The 15,604-nt window shown below is 65.7% G+C and carries 18 protein-coding genes; 16 read left to right on the forward strand and 2 right to left on the reverse strand.

Annotation, left to right across the window (positions count from 1 at the left end):
- Window positions 1-11: 11 nt before the first annotated feature.
- Window positions 12-170, reverse strand: a complete 159-nt coding sequence (locus tag N5C88_RS21535; protein WP_054458630.1) for a DUF6726 family protein — start codon at window positions 168-170, stop codon at window positions 12-14.
- Between the two features lie 326 nt (window positions 171-496).
- Here N5C88_RS21535 and N5C88_RS21540 point away from each other — a divergent pair, with 326 nt between their 5' ends.
- Entirely contained in the window at window positions 497-1,090 is a 594-nt protein-coding gene (locus N5C88_RS21540) for a YSC84-related protein (RefSeq protein ID WP_059379036.1), read from the forward strand.
- Window positions 1,091-1,104: 14 nt separating this feature from the next.
- Here the strand turns inward: N5C88_RS21540 and N5C88_RS21545 are convergent, their stop codons facing one another.
- Complete coding sequence (locus N5C88_RS21545; RefSeq protein WP_059378974.1) at window positions 1,105-2,037, reverse strand: LysR family transcriptional regulator; 933 nt, start codon at window positions 2,035-2,037, stop codon at window positions 1,105-1,107.
- 155 nt (window positions 2,038-2,192) lie between these two features.
- Here N5C88_RS21545 and N5C88_RS21550 point away from each other — a divergent pair, with 155 nt between their 5' ends.
- From N5C88_RS21550 to cpaB, 15 genes are all read left to right on the forward strand, one after another.
- Window positions 2,193-2,594, forward strand: a complete 402-nt coding sequence (locus tag N5C88_RS21550) for an OB-fold domain-containing protein (protein WP_280016189.1) — start codon at window positions 2,193-2,195, stop codon at window positions 2,592-2,594.
- Window positions 2,591-3,763, forward strand: a complete 1,173-nt coding sequence (locus N5C88_RS21555; protein ID WP_059378977.1) for a thiolase — start codon at window positions 2,591-2,593, stop codon at window positions 3,761-3,763. Before N5C88_RS21550 ends, N5C88_RS21555 begins: the two co-directional genes overlap by 4 nt.
- A 59-nt stretch (window positions 3,764-3,822) precedes the next feature.
- A complete protein-coding gene (locus N5C88_RS21560; protein ID WP_059378978.1) occupies window positions 3,823-4,512 on the forward strand; it encodes a 3-oxoacid CoA-transferase subunit A in 690 nt (229 codons plus the stop codon).
- Window positions 4,499-5,167 (forward strand): 3-oxoacid CoA-transferase subunit B, encoded by a 669-nt coding sequence (locus N5C88_RS21565; protein ID WP_251877014.1) that lies wholly within the window; start codon window positions 4,499-4,501, stop codon window positions 5,165-5,167. The genes N5C88_RS21560 and N5C88_RS21565 overlap by 14 nt, the downstream gene beginning before the upstream one ends.
- 32 nt (window positions 5,168-5,199) lie before the next feature.
- Window positions 5,200-6,744, forward strand: coding sequence for a carboxyl transferase domain-containing protein (locus tag N5C88_RS21570; RefSeq protein WP_280016190.1), 1,545 nt, complete (start codon window positions 5,200-5,202; stop codon window positions 6,742-6,744).
- 10 nt (window positions 6,745-6,754) lie between these two features.
- A complete protein-coding gene (locus tag N5C88_RS21575; protein ID WP_280016191.1) occupies window positions 6,755-8,122 on the forward strand; it encodes a biotin carboxylase N-terminal domain-containing protein in 1,368 nt (455 codons plus the stop codon).
- Entirely contained in the window at window positions 8,119-8,331 is a 213-nt protein-coding gene (locus tag N5C88_RS21580; RefSeq protein WP_059378983.1) for an acetyl-CoA carboxylase biotin carboxyl carrier protein subunit, read from the forward strand. Before N5C88_RS21575 ends, N5C88_RS21580 begins: the two co-directional genes overlap by 4 nt.
- A 41-nt stretch (window positions 8,332-8,372) precedes the next feature.
- On the forward strand, window positions 8,373-9,398 hold the full coding sequence (locus tag N5C88_RS21585) for a tripartite tricarboxylate transporter substrate binding protein (RefSeq protein WP_118933157.1): 1,026 nt from the start codon (window positions 8,373-8,375) through the stop codon (window positions 9,396-9,398).
- Window positions 9,399-9,460: 62 nt separating this feature from the next.
- Window positions 9,461-10,381: an SDR family oxidoreductase gene (locus N5C88_RS21590; RefSeq protein WP_280016192.1), complete on the forward strand. Its 921-nt coding sequence runs from the start codon at window positions 9,461-9,463 to the stop codon at window positions 10,379-10,381.
- Window positions 10,382-10,432: 51 nt separating this feature from the next.
- Entirely contained in the window at window positions 10,433-11,281 is an 849-nt protein-coding gene (locus N5C88_RS21595; protein ID WP_280016193.1) for a MaoC/PaaZ C-terminal domain-containing protein, read from the forward strand.
- 374 nt (window positions 11,282-11,655) lie between these two features.
- Window positions 11,656-11,922: a hypothetical protein gene (locus N5C88_RS21600; protein WP_054458606.1), complete on the forward strand. Its 267-nt coding sequence runs from the start codon at window positions 11,656-11,658 to the stop codon at window positions 11,920-11,922.
- Complete coding sequence (locus N5C88_RS21605; RefSeq protein WP_280016194.1) at window positions 11,919-13,337, forward strand: pilus assembly protein TadG-related protein; 1,419 nt, start codon at window positions 11,919-11,921, stop codon at window positions 13,335-13,337. The genes N5C88_RS21600 and N5C88_RS21605 overlap by 4 nt, the downstream gene beginning before the upstream one ends.
- Entirely contained in the window at window positions 13,334-13,951 is a 618-nt protein-coding gene (locus N5C88_RS21610; protein WP_280016195.1) for a pilus assembly protein, read from the forward strand. Before N5C88_RS21605 ends, N5C88_RS21610 begins: the two co-directional genes overlap by 4 nt.
- A complete protein-coding gene (locus N5C88_RS21615) occupies window positions 13,948-14,742 on the forward strand; it encodes a hypothetical protein (RefSeq protein ID WP_280016196.1) in 795 nt (264 codons plus the stop codon). The genes N5C88_RS21610 and N5C88_RS21615 overlap by 4 nt, the downstream gene beginning before the upstream one ends.
- Window positions 14,739-15,593, forward strand: coding sequence for a Flp pilus assembly protein CpaB (gene cpaB / locus N5C88_RS21620; protein WP_280016197.1), 855 nt, complete (start codon window positions 14,739-14,741; stop codon window positions 15,591-15,593). The genes N5C88_RS21615 and cpaB overlap by 4 nt, the downstream gene beginning before the upstream one ends.
- The last annotated feature ends 11 nt before the right edge of the window (window positions 15,594-15,604 follow it).

Raw genomic sequence — 15,604 nt, forward strand, 5'->3', positions numbered from 1 at the left:
CAGGCAGTGCATCAGTCGATGACTTCCGCGCAAGCATCCGTCGGCGCGGCAGCGACGTCGCCGACGACCGGCACGATCTTGATGGCGGCAGATGCAATGCGGCAAGGGGCGGCGACGACACCGCAGCCGGAAGCGAACATGCATAGCATTGAGACCAGAATCCACTTCATCGGACGTGCTCGGAAAAAATTGATCAAGGCGCGGCCTGGGTACGGGCTGGCGGTGTCGCACGGCGTCGATGCTGGTCATGTTCAGACGCAGATTTGCTTCTGAAGAAAATGTGCACGATGCCTGGCGCAGGCGGCATTCTGCTCTGTGTCTCCCCGCCGATTATTGGGGAAATGCTGGCCAAGTGTAATGACACTTGCTCGTATTGGAACAGGAGGTAACGCAGAGCCCGCTTGCAGGGCGCCAGGGCCGGAAATCCCAGGTAGGATGGTGGCGTTCCTTTCGGGCGTGCCTGGAAGGGGCGTCCAACAACAATAAGGAGCGCTACATGCTTGATACTCTCCCCAAGGCAGGCCGGGCCGGCGTGATCGCCGCGATGCTCGGCGTGGCAAGCCTGGTGTTCACCGGCTGCACCACGACCACCGCCCAATCCTCGGCCACGGCCGCGGAAAAGCGGCAGGAACTCGATACCGCGGCCGACGCGACCCTGACCAAGCTTTATCAGTCCTCGTCCCAGGCCAAGCAATTGGTGGAACGCGCGCGCGGCGTGCTGGTGTTTCCGGGCGTGCTGAGCGCGAGCTTCATTGTGGGAGCCCAGCATGGAACCGGCGTGCTGCGCGTAGGCGGGTCGGATACCGGCTACTACAGCATCACGGGCGGCTCCATCGGCTTGCAGGCCGGCGCGCAGTCCAAGGCGATGGTGGTGCTGTTCATGACGGAGGGCGCCCTGGCCAAGTTCCGGGCCAGCAGCGGCTGGACGGTGGGGGCGGATGCCACTGTCGCGGTGGCTAATGTGGGCGTCAACGGCAGCATAGATACCTACACCGCGCAGCAACCCATCGTCGGTTTCGTCTTGAACAATGGCGGCCTCATGGCCGGAGTGTCGGTGGACGGCAGCAAGATTTCACCGCTGCTGTTGTAAGAGGCGCGCGCGCCTCATAAGCCCATGGCTTGCTCCCAAGGTAATTGGGGCGGCAGGGCTTCCACCATCGCATCTACAAAAGCGCGGATGCGCGGCGACAGGTGCCGGTTCGGCAGATAGACCAGCTGGACCGGCGCGCCGGGCGCCATCCAATCGGTCAGCACCAGTTTCAGGCGTCCGTCCAGCACGGCGGACTCCGCGATGAAGCTGGCCATGCGGGCAATGCCGGCGCCGGCCACCACGGCGTCCAGGATGGCTTCCGGATGGTTCACGTTCAGATTGCCGCCGGGCGTGATCGTGTAGCGCTCATCACCTTTCTGGAAATCCCATTCGTGATATCGGCCGGTCTGCCATTGGACGTAGGCCAGGCAATTGTGCCGTTCCAGCTCGTCGGGCGTGGCCGGTGCACCGTGCGTGGCCAGATAGGCGGGGCTGGCGCAGGTGACGTAGCGCAGCCGGGACAAGGTCTTGGCGATCACGCGCGAATCGGCCGTAACGCCGATGCGTATGGTGGCGTCCAATCCTTCTTCGGCCAGATTGGGCATGCGGTCGCTGAAATCGGCGTTGATCGATAGCTCCGGATAGCGCGCGGTCAGCGACAGCAGCGCGGGCATGATGACCTTTCTGCCCAAGCCGACCGGCGCATGCACGCGCAGCTTGCCGCGCGGGCTCACGCTGGCTCCCGTCACTTCGGCCTCGGCGGCTTCCACTTCCAGCAGGATGTGGCGGCAGCGCTGCAGCAGCAACTCGCCATCGTCGGTCAGCGACAGGTTTCGCGTGGTGCGGTTGAGCAGCTTCACGCCCAACTTGGCTTCAAGCAGCGAAACGCTCTTGCTTACCGCTGCGGTTGAAATGTCGAGCCGGTGCGCCGCGGCCGTGAAGCTGCCGCTGTCCGCGACGCGTACGAAATTCAGAACATGCTTGAGATGGTCTATCAGGATGTACATGGCTGTCGGGCTGATGGGTGCACGCCATCTTAGCCATTCTCGCGCGCAAAGTTAAAAGTGATTTGCCCTAGGGTCCGTTTATCTGCCGCGTTCCTGTCCCTACACTGAGCCGCAATGTTGGCAGGTTGAAAAAGACGACACGACAGGAGGCAAGGGTGGAGATCCAGAGCAGTGCGCAGGCGGCGGGCGGACCCGAGCAGATTTATCTGGAGGGCCTGGCGGCTGGCCGGTTTCAGATCCAACGCTGCGCCGATTGCAGCCTGGCGGTGTTCTATCCCCGCTGCGTATGTCCCCATTGCGGCGGTGCGGCATTGGATTGGTTCAGTCCCACGGGGGAGGGCGTGGTGTACGCCAGCACCACCGTGTATCGCAACACGGAGCAGGGCGGCGACTACAACGTCTGCCTCGTTGATCTGCAGGAAGGCGTGCGGATGATGAGCCGTGTCGCGGAGATCGCGCCCGGGCATGTGCGGATCGGCATGCGCGTCAGCGCCAGAATCGTCGGGGACGGCGAGACGGCGCAAGTGGTCTTCGTGCCTACGGGAGCAGATGCATGACGCTGCGCGATTTGAGAGGCAAGACCGCCGTGGTCGGCGTCGGGCAGGCCGGGCTGGGCCAGGCCCGCGGTTATACCGAGCAGGAAGTGCTGGCGCAGGCCGCCATGGCTGCGATTGCGGACGCCGGCCTGAGCCTCAAGGACATAGACGGCATCACGACCTGCAGTTCCCTGTCGCCCATGTGGGCGATGTCTGTGGTCGAGTATCTCGGCATACGGCCGACCTTCCTGGACAGCACCATGATAGGCGGCTCCAGCTACGTGGCGCATCTGCTGCCCGCCATGCACGCGCTGGCGTCCGGGCAGTGCAACGCGGTCCTCGTCTGCTACGGCAGTACCCAGCGTACCGCCAAGTTCAACCGCGCCGATCTGACCCGCGCGCGGAAATCCCTCGACCCTCAGCCTTACGAAACGCCCTATGACCCGCCCCTGCCGGTGGCGGCCTATGCGTTGGCCGCGAGCCGCCACATGCACCAGTACGGCACCACGCGCAAGCAGCTGTCGGAGGTCGCGGTGGCCGCGCGGAAATGGGCGCAGTTGAACCCCGAAGCCACCATGCGCGAGCCGCTATCGCTGGCGGACGTGGAGGCGGCTCGTCCGGTCTGCGCGCCCTTTACGGTGCGCGACTGCTGCATGGTCAGCGATGGCGCCGGCGCCTTCGTGCTGACCCGCTCGGACCGGGCCCGCGATTGCGCCAGGAAGCCGGTGTACGTGATGGGCAACGCGACCGCGGTGTGGAACCGGCAGGTTTCGTCCATGCATGACCTGACGGTGACGGCGGCGTTTGAATCGGGCAAGCGCTGCTACGAGATGGCCGGCGTCTCCGCGAAGGATATGGACCTGGCCATGCTGTACGACGCCTTCACCATCAACACCATCCTGTTCCTGGAAGACCTGGGCTTCTGCCAGAAGGGGGAGGGCGGCGCGTTCGTGGACGATGGTGGGATCGCGCCCGGCGGGCGGCTGGCGGTCAATACCAACGGCGGCGGCCTGTCCTGCGTGCATCCGGGCATGTACGGCGTGTTTCTCATGGTGGAGGCCGTCAGGCAGTTGCGGGGCGAGTGCGGCGAGCGCCAGTTGAAGGATCCGAACCTGGCCCTGGTGCATGGCAATGGCGGCACCTTGTCCAGTCAGTCCACCGCGATCCTGAGCGCGCTGCCTGCGCTCTGACCGTCCGATAATTCTGCGGTGGAGGCGCCGTGAGCGCGTCTGCCGTCATGGGGTGAGCAATGTTGAACAAGATCGTGCCTTCCCTGGAGGAGGCCGTGGCCGGCGTGGCGGATGGCGCCACGCTATTGATTGGCGGATTCGGCGCATCCGGCGTGCCGACGGAACTGCTGCAGGCGCTGCTGGAGACCGGCGCGCGCGAACTGACCATCGTCAATAACAACGCGGGTAATGGCGAGCAGGGTTTGAGCCAGTTGATCCGCGCGGGCCGGGTGCGCAGGGTGATCTGCTCCTTCGCCCGTTCCTCGAATCCCGAGAAGCCCAATGCCGCCGCGTTCGGCGAATGGTATGCGGCGGGCAGGATCGAACTGGAGGTGGTGCCGCAAGGCACCTTGGCCGAACGCCTGCGCGCCGCCGGCGCGGGCATGGGACCTTTCTTCACGCCCACCGCCTATGGAACGCGGCTGGCGCAAGGCAAGGAAACGCGCTCCATCAATGGCCGGGGCTATGTGCTGGAAGAGCCGCTGCCGGGCGATGTGGCTTTCGTGAAGGCCCAGTACGGCGACTGCGCGGGCAATCTGACCTACCGCTACGCCAGCCGCAATTTCGGACCTGTGATGTGCATGGCCGCAAGGCTCACGGTGGCCCAGGTCGACCAGGTGGTGCCGCTGGGAGCGCTGGCGCCGGAGCAGGTCATGACGCCTGGAATCTTCGTTCAACGCATCGTCGAGTGTCCCAATGAGCATCAATAGGCTGTCCCGCGCGCGCATGGCGCAGATCGTCGCCGACGATATTCCACCCGCCTCGTACGTCAACCTGGGCATAGGCATGCCGACGTCGGTGGCGGATCACTTGAAGCCCGAGCGCGGCGTAGTGCTGCACAGCGAAAACGGCATCCTGGGCATGAAAGGCCTGCCGCCAGGCGCCGAGATCGACAGGGATCTGCTCAATGCCAGCAAGGAGCCCGTCGCGCTGGATATCGGGGCGTCGATCACCGATCACGTAGTGTCCTTTTCGATGATGCGCGGCGGCCATATCGATCTCACCGTGCTGGGCGCCTTCCAGGTATCGGCCGACGGCGACCTGGCCAACTGGGACACGGGGCGCGAAGACTCGATTCCGGCGGTCGGCGGGGCCATGGACCTGGTGGCGGGCGCCAAGCGCATCTTCGTGATGATGCAGCACATGGACCGCGACGGCCGGCCGAAGATCGTGCCCGTATGCACCTACCCCCTTACCGGCAAGGCCGTGGTCGATCGCATCTACAGCGATCTGGCAATTCTGGACATCACGCCAGGTGGCCTACGGGTGCGGGCGATGGTGCGGGGCCTGGATTTTGCGGCGTTGCAGGCGCGGACCGCGGTGGACTTGACGCTAGACGAGGCGTGGATCGAACTGGCGCCCTGAGCCTCAGGCTGGCGCCGTCATGGGAGGAAGTAATGAGCTGGACGCAGGAGTTGGACGAGCTGGCACGCCGCAAGGAGTTTTCCCTGAGCATGGGGGGCGTGGACAAGGTGAAGCGTCAGCATGACGCGGGCAAGCTGGACATCCGCCAACGGATCGAACTGCTGGTCGACGGCGGCTCGTTCGTCGAGGTCGGCGGATTGGCCGGCAGCGGCGAGTATGACGCGCAGGGCCGCCTGGTCCATGTGATGCCCTCGAACGTGATCATGGGGCGCGCGGCGCTGGACCGCAAAAACGTCGTGGTCGTTGGCGACGACTTCACCGTGCGCGGCGGCGCGAACGACGGCGCCGTGGGCGACAAGATGATATTCGCCGAGCAGATGGCGTTCGACCTGCGCATTCCGCTGGTGCGCCTGATCGACGGCACGGGCGGCGGCGGGTCGGTCAAGAACATCGAGAAGATGGGGCATGCGCTGCTGCCGAAAATGAAGATCTGGGCCTATGTGGCGCGCAACCTGGCTCAGGTCCCGGTGGTGTCGCTGGCTCTTGGGTCGGTGGCGGGCCAAGGGGCTGCGCGCGTGGCGGGCAGCCACTATTCCGTCATGGTGAAGGACACGTCGCAGCTGTTCATCGCGGGTCCCCCGGTGGTGGCCAAGATCGGCCAGCATCTGGGCAAGAACGAACTCGGCGGAAGCGCCATCCACACCCGTAATGGCGTGGTCGACGACGAGGTGGGTTCCGAGGACGAGGCTTTCGCCGCCGCGCGGCGCTTCCTGTCGTACATGCCTGCCTCGGTGCACGATCTTGCGCCCAGGGGCGAGGTTCCGGCCGCGGCGGCGGAGCAGGAATGGCTGCGCACGGCCATTCCGAAGGACACGCGCAAGGTTTACAAGATTCGGCCCATACTGGAAACCTTGTTCGATCCCGGCAGCGTGTTCGAAATCGGCCGGCATTGGGGCAAGGCCATCGTGGGCGGGCTGGCTCGGGTGGATGGCTGGCCGGTGCTGTTCGCCGCCAGCAATCCTTATCACTATGGAGGCGGCTGGGACCGGCATACCGCCGAGAAGTTCACCCGCCTGCTCGACCTGGCCGAGACCTTTCACCTGCCGGTGGTGAACCTGGTGGACATCGCGGGTTTCCAGATCGGCCTGGAAGCCGAGAAGGACGGCGTGATGCGCGCCGGCGTGAGGGCGCTGACGGCGGTCTCGCAGTCGACGGTGCCTTGGTTCTCGCTGATCATGCGGCGCGCTTTCGGCGTGGCCGCGGGCGGCCATCAGAATTCCAGCCGCTTCAACTTCCGCTATGCCTGGCCATCGGCGCAATGGGGCTCGCTGCCGATCGAGGGCGGCCTGGAGGTGGCGTACCGTTCCGAGATCGAGGCGGCCGCCGACCCAGAAGCCAAGCGCGCGGAGATCGAGGAAAGAGTGCGGGCCCTGACGTCCCCTTTCCGCAGCGCGGAAGCCTTCGTCATCGAGGACATCATCGATCCGGCCTGCACGCGCGCGCGCCTGGTCGAGTTCGCCAATCTGGCCGCGCCGCTGCGCCAGCCCGGCATGGTCGCCACCGGATACCGGCCCTGAGGGGATGCAGATGAAGAAGATCCTGATTGCCAACCGGGGCGCCGCCGCCGCGCGCATTTTGCGCGCCGTGAAGGCGCTGGGCCTGCAATCCGTGGCGGTGTACTCCGAGGCCGATGCTGACCTGCCATACGTGCGCCAAGCCGATGAAAGCTACTGCATCGGGCCCGCGCCTGCGCGGGCCAGTTATCTCAACCAGGACCTGCTGCTCGAGGTCATGGCGGGTTGTGGCGCCGACGCGCTGCATCCCGGCTACGGATTCCTGTCCGAGAACGCGCAGTTCGCGCGCCGGGTGGAAGCGGCGGGGCATTGCTTCATCGGACCTTCGTCCAGGTGGATCGATGTGCTGGGCAACAAGGCGAGCGCGCGCGAGTTGATGCAACGGCACGGCTTGCAGGCAGGCGGCAGCACCGGCATCCTGCCTCGCGACGACATGGTCGCGGTGCGCCAGGCCGCCGGCGCGCTCGGGTATCCGGTGCTGATCAAGCCTGCGGGCGGCGGCGGGGGCATAGGCATGATCCCCGTCCACGATCCTCAGTCGCTGTCCGACAGCTGGGAACGGGCCAGCGGCATGGCGGAAAAGGCGTTCGCCAATCCCGCCCTGTACATGGAGCGATTCGTGCCATCGCCGCGGCATATCGAATTCCAGTTCCTGGCGGACAGGTTTGGCAATGTCCTGTCCCTGTTCGAACGGGACTGCTCCACCCAGCGCAGATACCAGAAGGTGATCGAGGAGGCGCCGGCGCCGGCCATCGACCGCCAGGCGGTCGCCGCCATGGCCGAGCGGCTGGCAGCCATCCTGGGAGAAATCGGCTACGACGTCATAGGCACGGTGGAGATGCTGTACACGCCGGACAGCGGCTTTTCGTTCCTCGAGGTCAACACGCGCCTGCAGGTCGAGCACGCCATCTCGGAAGCGGTCTCCGGCGTGGACATCGTGCAGGCGCAGATCCGCCTGGCCGCGGGCGAAAAGCTGTCGTCGGTGATCGGCAGGCAACCGGCCGTGGCGGGGCATGCCATCGAGGCGCGCGTGTATGCCGAGGATCCCGTGCGTTTCCTGCCTTCGCCCGGCGTCCTGAAAACGTTCGAGTTACCGCCCTCCCGCCCAGGCCTACGGATAGAAACAGGCTACGCGCAGGGCAACCGGGTTTCCAGCCACTACGACCCCATGGTGGCGAAAGTCATCGCGCATGCAGGCGATCGCGCTGCCGCGATCCGGGAGTTGAGCGGTGCACTGGGCAACATGCGGGTAGAGGGCATCAAGACCAACATTCCGATGATGCTTCAGGTGCTCGCGTCGGAGCGGTTCCAGGCCGGCACGATGACCGTCGACGGCTTGCAGGCAGTGATTTCAACAGAGTCGGTAAAGGAGCTGGCATGAAAAAAATCGTCTCCAACGTCGCGGGCCGCGTGGTCGCGTGTTGCGTGGAAGAGGGCGCACGGATTCAGACGGGCGACGAGGCCTTCAAGGTCGAGTCCATGAAGATGGAGATTCCCGTGGAAAGCGAGGCAGCAGGCCGTATCGCCAAGATTCTGGTGGCGGTTGGCGATGAAGTGGAGGAAGGGCAGGATCTTGCTGTGCTGGATTGAGGCGGACCGCCTCTGAACCTGGATAAAAGAGCGAGGAGACTATGTTCAAGACAATCAAAAAAGACGCGCCCGCAGCTTCTGCGCGCAAGCGTCCCCTGAAGTTCCTGGCATTGCTGGGACTGGCGGCCCTACTGGGCGCTGGCGCGGCGGGCGCGCAGACGGCGCAGGGTTTTCCCAACAAGCCGGTGACGATAAACGTGCCGTTCTCGGCGGGCGGCACGACCGATATCCTGGCGCGCGTGATAGGCCAGCGCCTGAGCGAACGCTGGGGCGTTTCCGTGGTGGTCGAGAACAAGCCTGGCGCGGGCGGCAACATCGGCACCGCGCAAGTGGCGCGCGCGGCGCCGGACGGCTACACGCTGGTGATGGGCACGATAGGCACGCACGCCATCAACCCCAGTCTCTACAAATCGATGCCCTACGACGCGATCAAGGACTTCGCACCGATCACGCGTACCGCCATGGTGCCGAACGCCCTGGTGGTGCCCAAGAATGCGCCGTACGACACCGTGAAGGAGCTGATCGCCTACGGCCGCGCCCACCCGGGCAAGCTCACCTTTGGCTCTTCCGGACACGGAAGCACGCTGCACATGTCAGGCGAGACGTTCAAGATGATGACCGGCGTCGACATGGTGCACGTGCCCTACAAGGGCAGCACGCCGGCAGTGACGGATCTGCTGGGCGGCCAGATCTCCATGATTTTCGACAACCTGCCTTCGGCGCTACCGCACATCAAGGCGGGCCGGCTGAAGGTGCTGGCAGTGACCTCGGCTCAGCGCAGTGACCAGCTACCCGATGTGCCCACCGTGGCGGAGGCGGGCGTGCCCGGCTACGAGGTCGTGTCGTGGTTCGGCCTGTGGGCGCCCGCGAAGACGCCGGATGACGTCGTGTCGGAGATCAACAAGCAGGTGGTCGCCATCATCCAGACACCCGACATGCAGAAGCAGATCCGCGACCAGGGAGCGGTGCCCAATCCCGATACGCCCGCGGAGTTCGCCGCCTTTATCGGCAGCGAGGGCAGGAAGTGGGCCGAGGTGGTGCGCCGCGCCAACGTAACGACCGAGTAGGCAATCGACAGCATTGGGCCTGCCGCAGACAGCCGGCGGGCCCGTTTTGAGGAGACATGGGCATGGAACGCATGATGGAAGGCAAGGTGGCGGTGGTGACCGGAGCCGGAGGCGGCATCGGCCGCGAGATCGCTTTGCAACTGGCGGCCGAGGGCGCCAAGGTCGTGGTCAACGATATCGGGGTTGCGCTCAATGGCGATGACCTGTCGGCCGCAGTGGCGCCCGCGGACGCAGTCGTCGCCGAGATCCGCGGCGCGGGCGGGACGGCCGTCGCCAACTTCGATTCGGTCGCGACGCACGCATCCGCCAACGCCATCATCCAGTGCGCCATGGATCACTTCGGACGCATCGATGGCGTGGTCAACAACGCGGGCAACCTGCGCGACCGCTCCTTTCACAAGATGAGCGAGGAAGAATGGCGGGCCGTCATTGCGGTGCATCTGGATGGCACATTCTTCGTCAGCAGGGCGGCGGCCACGCACTTCCGCGAACAGGAGAGCGGCGCGATGGTGCACATGACCTCGACGTCGGGGCTGATCGGCAACTACGGCCAGGCCAACTACGGAGCGGCCAAGCTGGGCATCGTGGCCTTGTCCAAGATGATTGCGCTGGACATGGGCCGCTATGGCGTGCGCTCCAACTGCATCGCCCCGTCAGCCTGGAGCCGCATGACCAGTTCCATCCCCACCGATACGCCGCAGCAGCGGGACCGCGTGGAAAAACTCAAGAAGATGGAGGCCGGCAAGATTGCGCCGATGGCCGTGTACTTGCTCAGCGATGCCGCGCGAGAGGTCAGCGGTCAGATATTCGCGGTGCGCGCCAACGAGATCATGTTGATGAGCCAACCACGTCCCATGCGTTCCGTGCACTTCAGCGAAGGCTGGACGCCGCAGCGCATTGCCGAGGTCGCCATTCCGGCGATGCAGAAGCACTTCTATCCGCTGGAGCGCTCGCCCGACGTGATGAGCTGGGATCCGATCTGACCCGGACGCCATGGTCATGGATGTGTTTTCGGGACCAAGGGGAAGAATGTCATGCGCTTGAGCCATGAACAACTGTTGAACTATGAACTGCCGGAAATCAGGCAGCGCTACACCGAGCGGGATGTCATGCTGTACGCGCTATCGGTGGGCCTGGGGCAGGATCCCGTGAATGAGTCCGACCTGGCCTACGTGGGCAGGCGGCACGATCCGCTCGTGCTGCCCTACATGGCCGTGGTGCTTGGCTATCCGGGCTTCTGGCTGGATGCGCCCGATATCGGGGCCGATACGGTGCGCTTGCTGCACGGCGAGCAGGGAATGGAACTGTTCCATCCCATACCCGCCGCGGGCGAACTGACGGGCAAGACCCGCGTGGTGGAGGTTGTCGACAAGGGCGAGAAGGGCCTGTTGCTGTATTCCGAAAAAACCTTGACGGATACCGGTACGGGACTGCTCATCGCGCGGACTTCCGCCACCCACGTGCTCAGGGGCGATGGCGGCATGGCGAATGCCGGCAGGCTGGCGCGCCCAGCGCACGCCATGCCCGACGGGCCGCCGGACTGGACCGTGCAGGCGCGCACCCGGCCCGAGCAGGCGCTGGTGTATCGCCTCAACGGCGACTACAACCCGCTGCACTGCGATCCGCAGGTCGCCCAGGCAGCCGGCTTTCCCCGCCCCATACTGCACGGCCTGTGCACGTTTGGCCTGGTGTCGCACACCGTCGCCAGGCAGCTGCAGCCTGCGGGCAATGGGGCGGTGCGTTCCGTGTCGCTACGATTTTCCGGGCCGATGTACCCCGGCGAGACGCTGAGCATAGACGTCTGGGAGGACGGCTCCTTCCGGGCGAAGGTCGTCGAGCGCGACGCAATCGTTATCGACAATGGGGTGTTGCGGGTCGCCTAGCGCCTTGTAGGGCGGGGCGCGTCGGAACTGTTGCCCTGAGGGACGAGCATTTGCGCGCTGCAAAATGGAAGAGCGCCCCAGCTCAAGGTGAGTCTGAGGCGCTCCTGCCCGGCTTCGCACGCGATGGGTGTCAGACAGCCCGGCAACTCAAATCTACTGCTGAGCCATAGGTCGGGCAATAGGGAAAACCCTTGAATATTAAAGGGTTACAAGATTCATGCCGTTTTGCGCGGTGGCCAGCCTGCGCCGGCCGCTGCTGTCCGTGAACTGTCAACGAACCCGTGATCACTTTATCCGCCTCGGCATCCGCGAATAGCGACGCCGGGGGCGGACGCCGACACTGAAGCCTGTCTTCACAGTGCCGGAGAACGGATATGTCAGGGTTGCGCAAGCGTCAGTCGGGACAGGGTATGACGGAATACGTGGTGGTCGTGGCTTTGGTCGCGGTGGCGGCCATCGCGGTGTATCAGTATTTCGGCCAGGTAGTGCGATCGCAGACCGCCGCCATGGCGCGTGAACTGGCCGGCGAAGACGGCGGCGCGCAGAGCCGCGCGGCACAACAGGCGGCGCAAAAGGCGGCGGCGCAGACCAAGGCCCGTTCACTCAAATCCTTCACCGGCAATGCCACGGATGCGAAGTGAACACGCGTTCTTGCGCACCGCTTGCCCACCAGCGCGGCCAGGCGCTGGTCCTGGGCCTGTTGATGGCCGCGGTGGGAGGCATGTCCCTGGTCGTGCTGTACAACTTGGGGCAAACCGTGGGAGCGCGGCAGCGGCTGACGCATGCCGCGGACGCGGCCGCCTACAGCGGGGCGCTGGAGCAAGCGCGCGCGCTCAACGCCCTGGCCTATATCAACCGCACACAGATCGCGCATCAGGTCGCCATGGCGCACCTGGTCACGCTGGCTGCATCGGCGCAGTATGCCCGCACCATGCAGTCGCAGCGCGATCGGCGCAATCCGCCCGCGGGCCTGATCGCCATGTTGTTCGGCCCCGATGTGGGGGCAGCCTACCAAACGGTGCGGGCCGTGCCCGAGGCCGAGCAGAGACTCGCGTCCGCGTTTGGCGAGCATGACAGGGTGGTTCACCAGGTCCTGGAGGCTGCCGCGGCGTCCGCTGTCGCAGGTTTGGCGGCTTCGCGTGAGCGCATCATGAAGAAGGTGCTGTTTGCCAATCTGTCGGACGATGGTCCGTCGCCGGGCGTCGATGTTGCGCATGTCCGGGGCGCGAGCCTGCGGTTGTTGACCGATGAATGGCCTGGGTACGTGGGGCGTCGTCTGGCCACACGCGAGGCGGGTTTGCGGCCGGCCGTCGAGCAAGCGGCGGCACGCTATGGCTTTCTCGACCGCCGCAGCGCCACGCGCCGCAATCCGTGGATGGTGCATCCGCTATGCCCTTTGTATCGCCACGAGTTGCGGCGCCGGGGTTCCACCTGGTTGGGGCCGGATGGACGGTGGGGCGCTCTCGATACCCAGTCCTACCATGCGCTGCGTTTCAATCGCTGGAGAGGCTGCTACTTCCGCGAATACGCCATGGGCTGGGGCACGGCGCAAGGCCAGAAGATCAAGGCGCCCGAAGGCTTGATGTACGTGGAAGAGCCGCCGTTCGATTTTTCCGAGCAGGATTTCTGGCGCTGGGTGGAGCTGTTGGCCAGATGGGACCTGCTCGACGACGTCACCAATCCGTTGGCCAACTCGTACGCCATGGCAGCCGTTCAGCGCTGGCCGGGGCGGGGTCTGCCAGCTTATCGCGACATCGCCTTGCCACGCAGCAGCAGTCCCCTGCGTTTCGCGGTGGCCGTCGGGCTTGCCGGTTCATCCTTGAAAACCACGAATGGCGACAGCGCAGTCCGCACGCCCTTGGGGGCGTTCCGCTATGGCGCGCTGGGACCGGAAGACGCCGTCACCGTCACTTCTGCGGCGGAAACCTACTTTGCGCGGCCGGAACGCCGGGCCGATGGCCGTGATGAACTTGCCACGCTTTTCCGCCCTTACTGGCAGGCGCGCTTGTCCGCCGTCAGCGCCGCAGAGGCCGCGCAGGCAAGGCGGGCGCCATGAACCGGATTCCCGCGCGCCAGCAAGGGCAGGCTCTGGTCGAAGCGTTGCTGATGCTGCCGCTGCTGGCCCTGCTGCTTTGGGCAGCGTCCTGGATTGGCGGATTGCAGTTCACGGCGCAGGAAATGGCGCAGGCCAGCCGCAAGACCGCGATGGCCGGCGCCTTGGGACAACCCGTGCGGAATTCGTCCGTACCCGGCGGCATGGCGCTCTCGGGCAGGGCCAGCGCGTTATCGGGTATCGCGCCGGCACAGGTCAAGGCCTTGCAGGACGAATGGTTCGGCGCGGATCTGAAACTGCTGTCGGTAACGGCAAGCGCTGCGCGCTTCGATCGGGATAGCGCGGCCTGGTTGCGCATCGCCCGCCGCACGCATGTGGCAAGCGGCGCCGGCTATGCGCACGGCGATACCGACACGCAGCGCAGGATCGGCCGGGCGCCTACATCCTGGAACAGGGCGGAACGAGCCTCCCTGGCCGAGGCCCGACGCTTGAAGCCTGTTGTCGATCGCCTGGACGGACCCTGGCGCAGGCCCGGCCTGTCGCTGGACTGGTTGTCCGAATGGGCGGATGTGGTGCCCGGGGAGCGGCTTGTCAGCCGCAAGGGAGCGGGCAAATGATCGGACTGCGCTGGTCTGCGTCTCTTGCCGGTTCGGCCCTGCAGAGGGAAGACGGCCGGCGAAACTTGGCCATGGCAAAGACGCTGCGCCTATTGATGGCCGGCGCCCTGGCTGTCGCGGCGGTAGGGGGGCGCAATGTCGCGGCAGCTCAGGATCTTGCGACGGGCGGCGGGGAGTTCGGGGGCGGTGGCAGAAACCGGCCAGGCGTTGCTGCGCTGGAGGCATTGCGTCTTCCGGCAGGTTCGCGTCGCGGATTGTTGGCGGAGAGCATCTGGCTGCATGGAATCCCGGCGCGCGTGTTGGTATTCGATGCGCCGCTCAGCACGCCGGAGCTGATCCGCTATCTGTCCGCCCAGCAGCCGGCCTTGGCCAATCTCAACGTGTTTTCCGGCCAGGCCATCCTCTCGGGGCAGGTGGGGCAGGAGCAATGGGTCGTCCACCTTGAAGGCCTGGGCTCGCGTCGGACAGCCGGAAGCATTTCAGCGGTCAGCCTGCTGGCTGCGCCTGACAGCGCTACCCCTGCCTGGCTGCCCGCCGGGGGGCGTCTCAGATTGGACGTTGCTTTGACGGAGGAGGGCGTGCGCGTTTCCGAGCGAATCTGGCAATACGCGCAGCCCCCGGGACAGTTGGCTGCACAGCTGGAGGAGCGTCTGCTTCAGAACGGCTGGCGTCGCCTGCCCGTCTCCGAGGATTCGGCGCATTGGTGGGGCCGCTCTGGCTCGCGCATGCGGCTGTCGCTGGTGCCGTTGGACGGCGGCAGCGGGCTTCTGGTCAGCGGAAGAGCGCCATGACGAACTGGATCACCCAGGTCGTGCCGCGCCTGCGCCGAATGGGCGTGTATGCCATTGCGCTGATCGCGGGTCTGGTATCCGCGTGGGCGGTGCGGGAACACGTGCAGCAGCGGGTCCAGGCGCTGGAGGCGGAGGCGCGCACGCCGATGGTCAGCCGGCTGGTCGCGGCGTACGACCTGCCCGCTGGCACGCAACTCGAAGAGGTGCACCTGGCCGTGCGCGAGATTCCGCAGCCTTGGGTGTCCCGGGCCAGCATCGATCCCCTGGATCTTTCCAGCCTGCTTGGCGCCACCTTGCTCGCCGATGTCGCCAATGGCGAGCCCTTGCTGCGGGGGCACTTGACGTTCAGTCCTCCGGCCCCTGCCTTGGCGTCCCGCTTGCGCAGCGGGCAACGCGCGCTGACGGTGGCGGCGACGGACCTGGGCGGCTTGGCGGATGTATTGCGCGTGGGCGATGCCATCGATATCTACGTGAGTTTTTCGCATCGGCAGCGGGAGCTGACGGTGCCTCTCTTGCAAGGCATGCGTGTGCTGATGGTGGGGGGCGACGCCGAGGGTGAAACCAAGGGCGGCAATATCACCTTGGCCGCAACGCCGGATGAGGCCATGCGATTCGTGGCGGCGCGGCAGAGCGGGGCGCTGACAGCGATGTTGCGCCATCGCGACGATGCCGCAGTGGTCAGCGGTGCAGCGCAGGGCGACCTTGCCTCGCTGGTCGGACTGGACCAGGAACCCCGGAATGCGCCGGGTGTGGCCATCCTGTACGGAGACAGGCTGGACCCCTCGGCAGGCGCAGGAGCAATGGATGTGGAAAGTGCAGTCGCGGCTCGACTTCAACGGGAGCGGCCATGAGACGCGTCGTC

The organism is Achromobacter sp. GD03932 (genome assembly GCF_029839485.1).
GTDB classification, from domain to species: domain Bacteria; phylum Pseudomonadota; class Gammaproteobacteria; order Burkholderiales; family Burkholderiaceae_B; genus Achromobacter; species Achromobacter bronchisepticus_A.

Coding starts and splice junctions, on each gene's coding strand:
- N5C88_RS21575 (WP_280016191.1), top strand. CDS start 6,755: ATGAAGAAGATCCTGATTGCCAACCGGGGCGCCGCCGCCGCGCGCATT.
- N5C88_RS21555 (WP_059378977.1), top strand. CDS start 2,591: ATGACGCTGCGCGATTTGAGAGGCAAGACCGCCGTGGTCGGCGTCGGG.
- N5C88_RS21535 (WP_054458630.1), bottom strand. CDS start 170: ATGAAGTGGATTCTGGTCTCAATGCTATGCATGTTCGCTTCCGGCTGC.
- N5C88_RS21610 (WP_280016195.1), top strand. CDS start 13,334: ATGAACCGGATTCCCGCGCGCCAGCAAGGGCAGGCTCTGGTCGAAGCG.
- N5C88_RS21560 (WP_059378978.1), top strand. CDS start 3,823: ATGTTGAACAAGATCGTGCCTTCCCTGGAGGAGGCCGTGGCCGGCGTG.
- N5C88_RS21595 (WP_280016193.1), top strand. CDS start 10,433: ATGCGCTTGAGCCATGAACAACTGTTGAACTATGAACTGCCGGAAATC.
- N5C88_RS21580 (WP_059378983.1), top strand. CDS start 8,119: ATGAAAAAAATCGTCTCCAACGTCGCGGGCCGCGTGGTCGCGTGTTGC.
- N5C88_RS21540 (WP_059379036.1), top strand. CDS start 497: ATGCTTGATACTCTCCCCAAGGCAGGCCGGGCCGGCGTGATCGCCGCG.
- N5C88_RS21615 (WP_280016196.1), top strand. CDS start 13,948: ATGATCGGACTGCGCTGGTCTGCGTCTCTTGCCGGTTCGGCCCTGCAG.
- N5C88_RS21590 (WP_280016192.1), top strand. CDS start 9,461: ATGGAACGCATGATGGAAGGCAAGGTGGCGGTGGTGACCGGAGCCGGA.
- cpaB (WP_280016197.1), top strand. CDS start 14,739: ATGACGAACTGGATCACCCAGGTCGTGCCGCGCCTGCGCCGAATGGGC.
- N5C88_RS21545 (WP_059378974.1), bottom strand. CDS start 2,037: ATGTACATCCTGATAGACCATCTCAAGCATGTTCTGAATTTCGTACGC.
- N5C88_RS21570 (WP_280016190.1), top strand. CDS start 5,200: ATGAGCTGGACGCAGGAGTTGGACGAGCTGGCACGCCGCAAGGAGTTT.
- N5C88_RS21565 (WP_251877014.1), top strand. CDS start 4,499: ATGAGCATCAATAGGCTGTCCCGCGCGCGCATGGCGCAGATCGTCGCC.
- N5C88_RS21585 (WP_118933157.1), top strand. CDS start 8,373: ATGTTCAAGACAATCAAAAAAGACGCGCCCGCAGCTTCTGCGCGCAAG.
- N5C88_RS21600 (WP_054458606.1), top strand. CDS start 11,656: ATGTCAGGGTTGCGCAAGCGTCAGTCGGGACAGGGTATGACGGAATAC.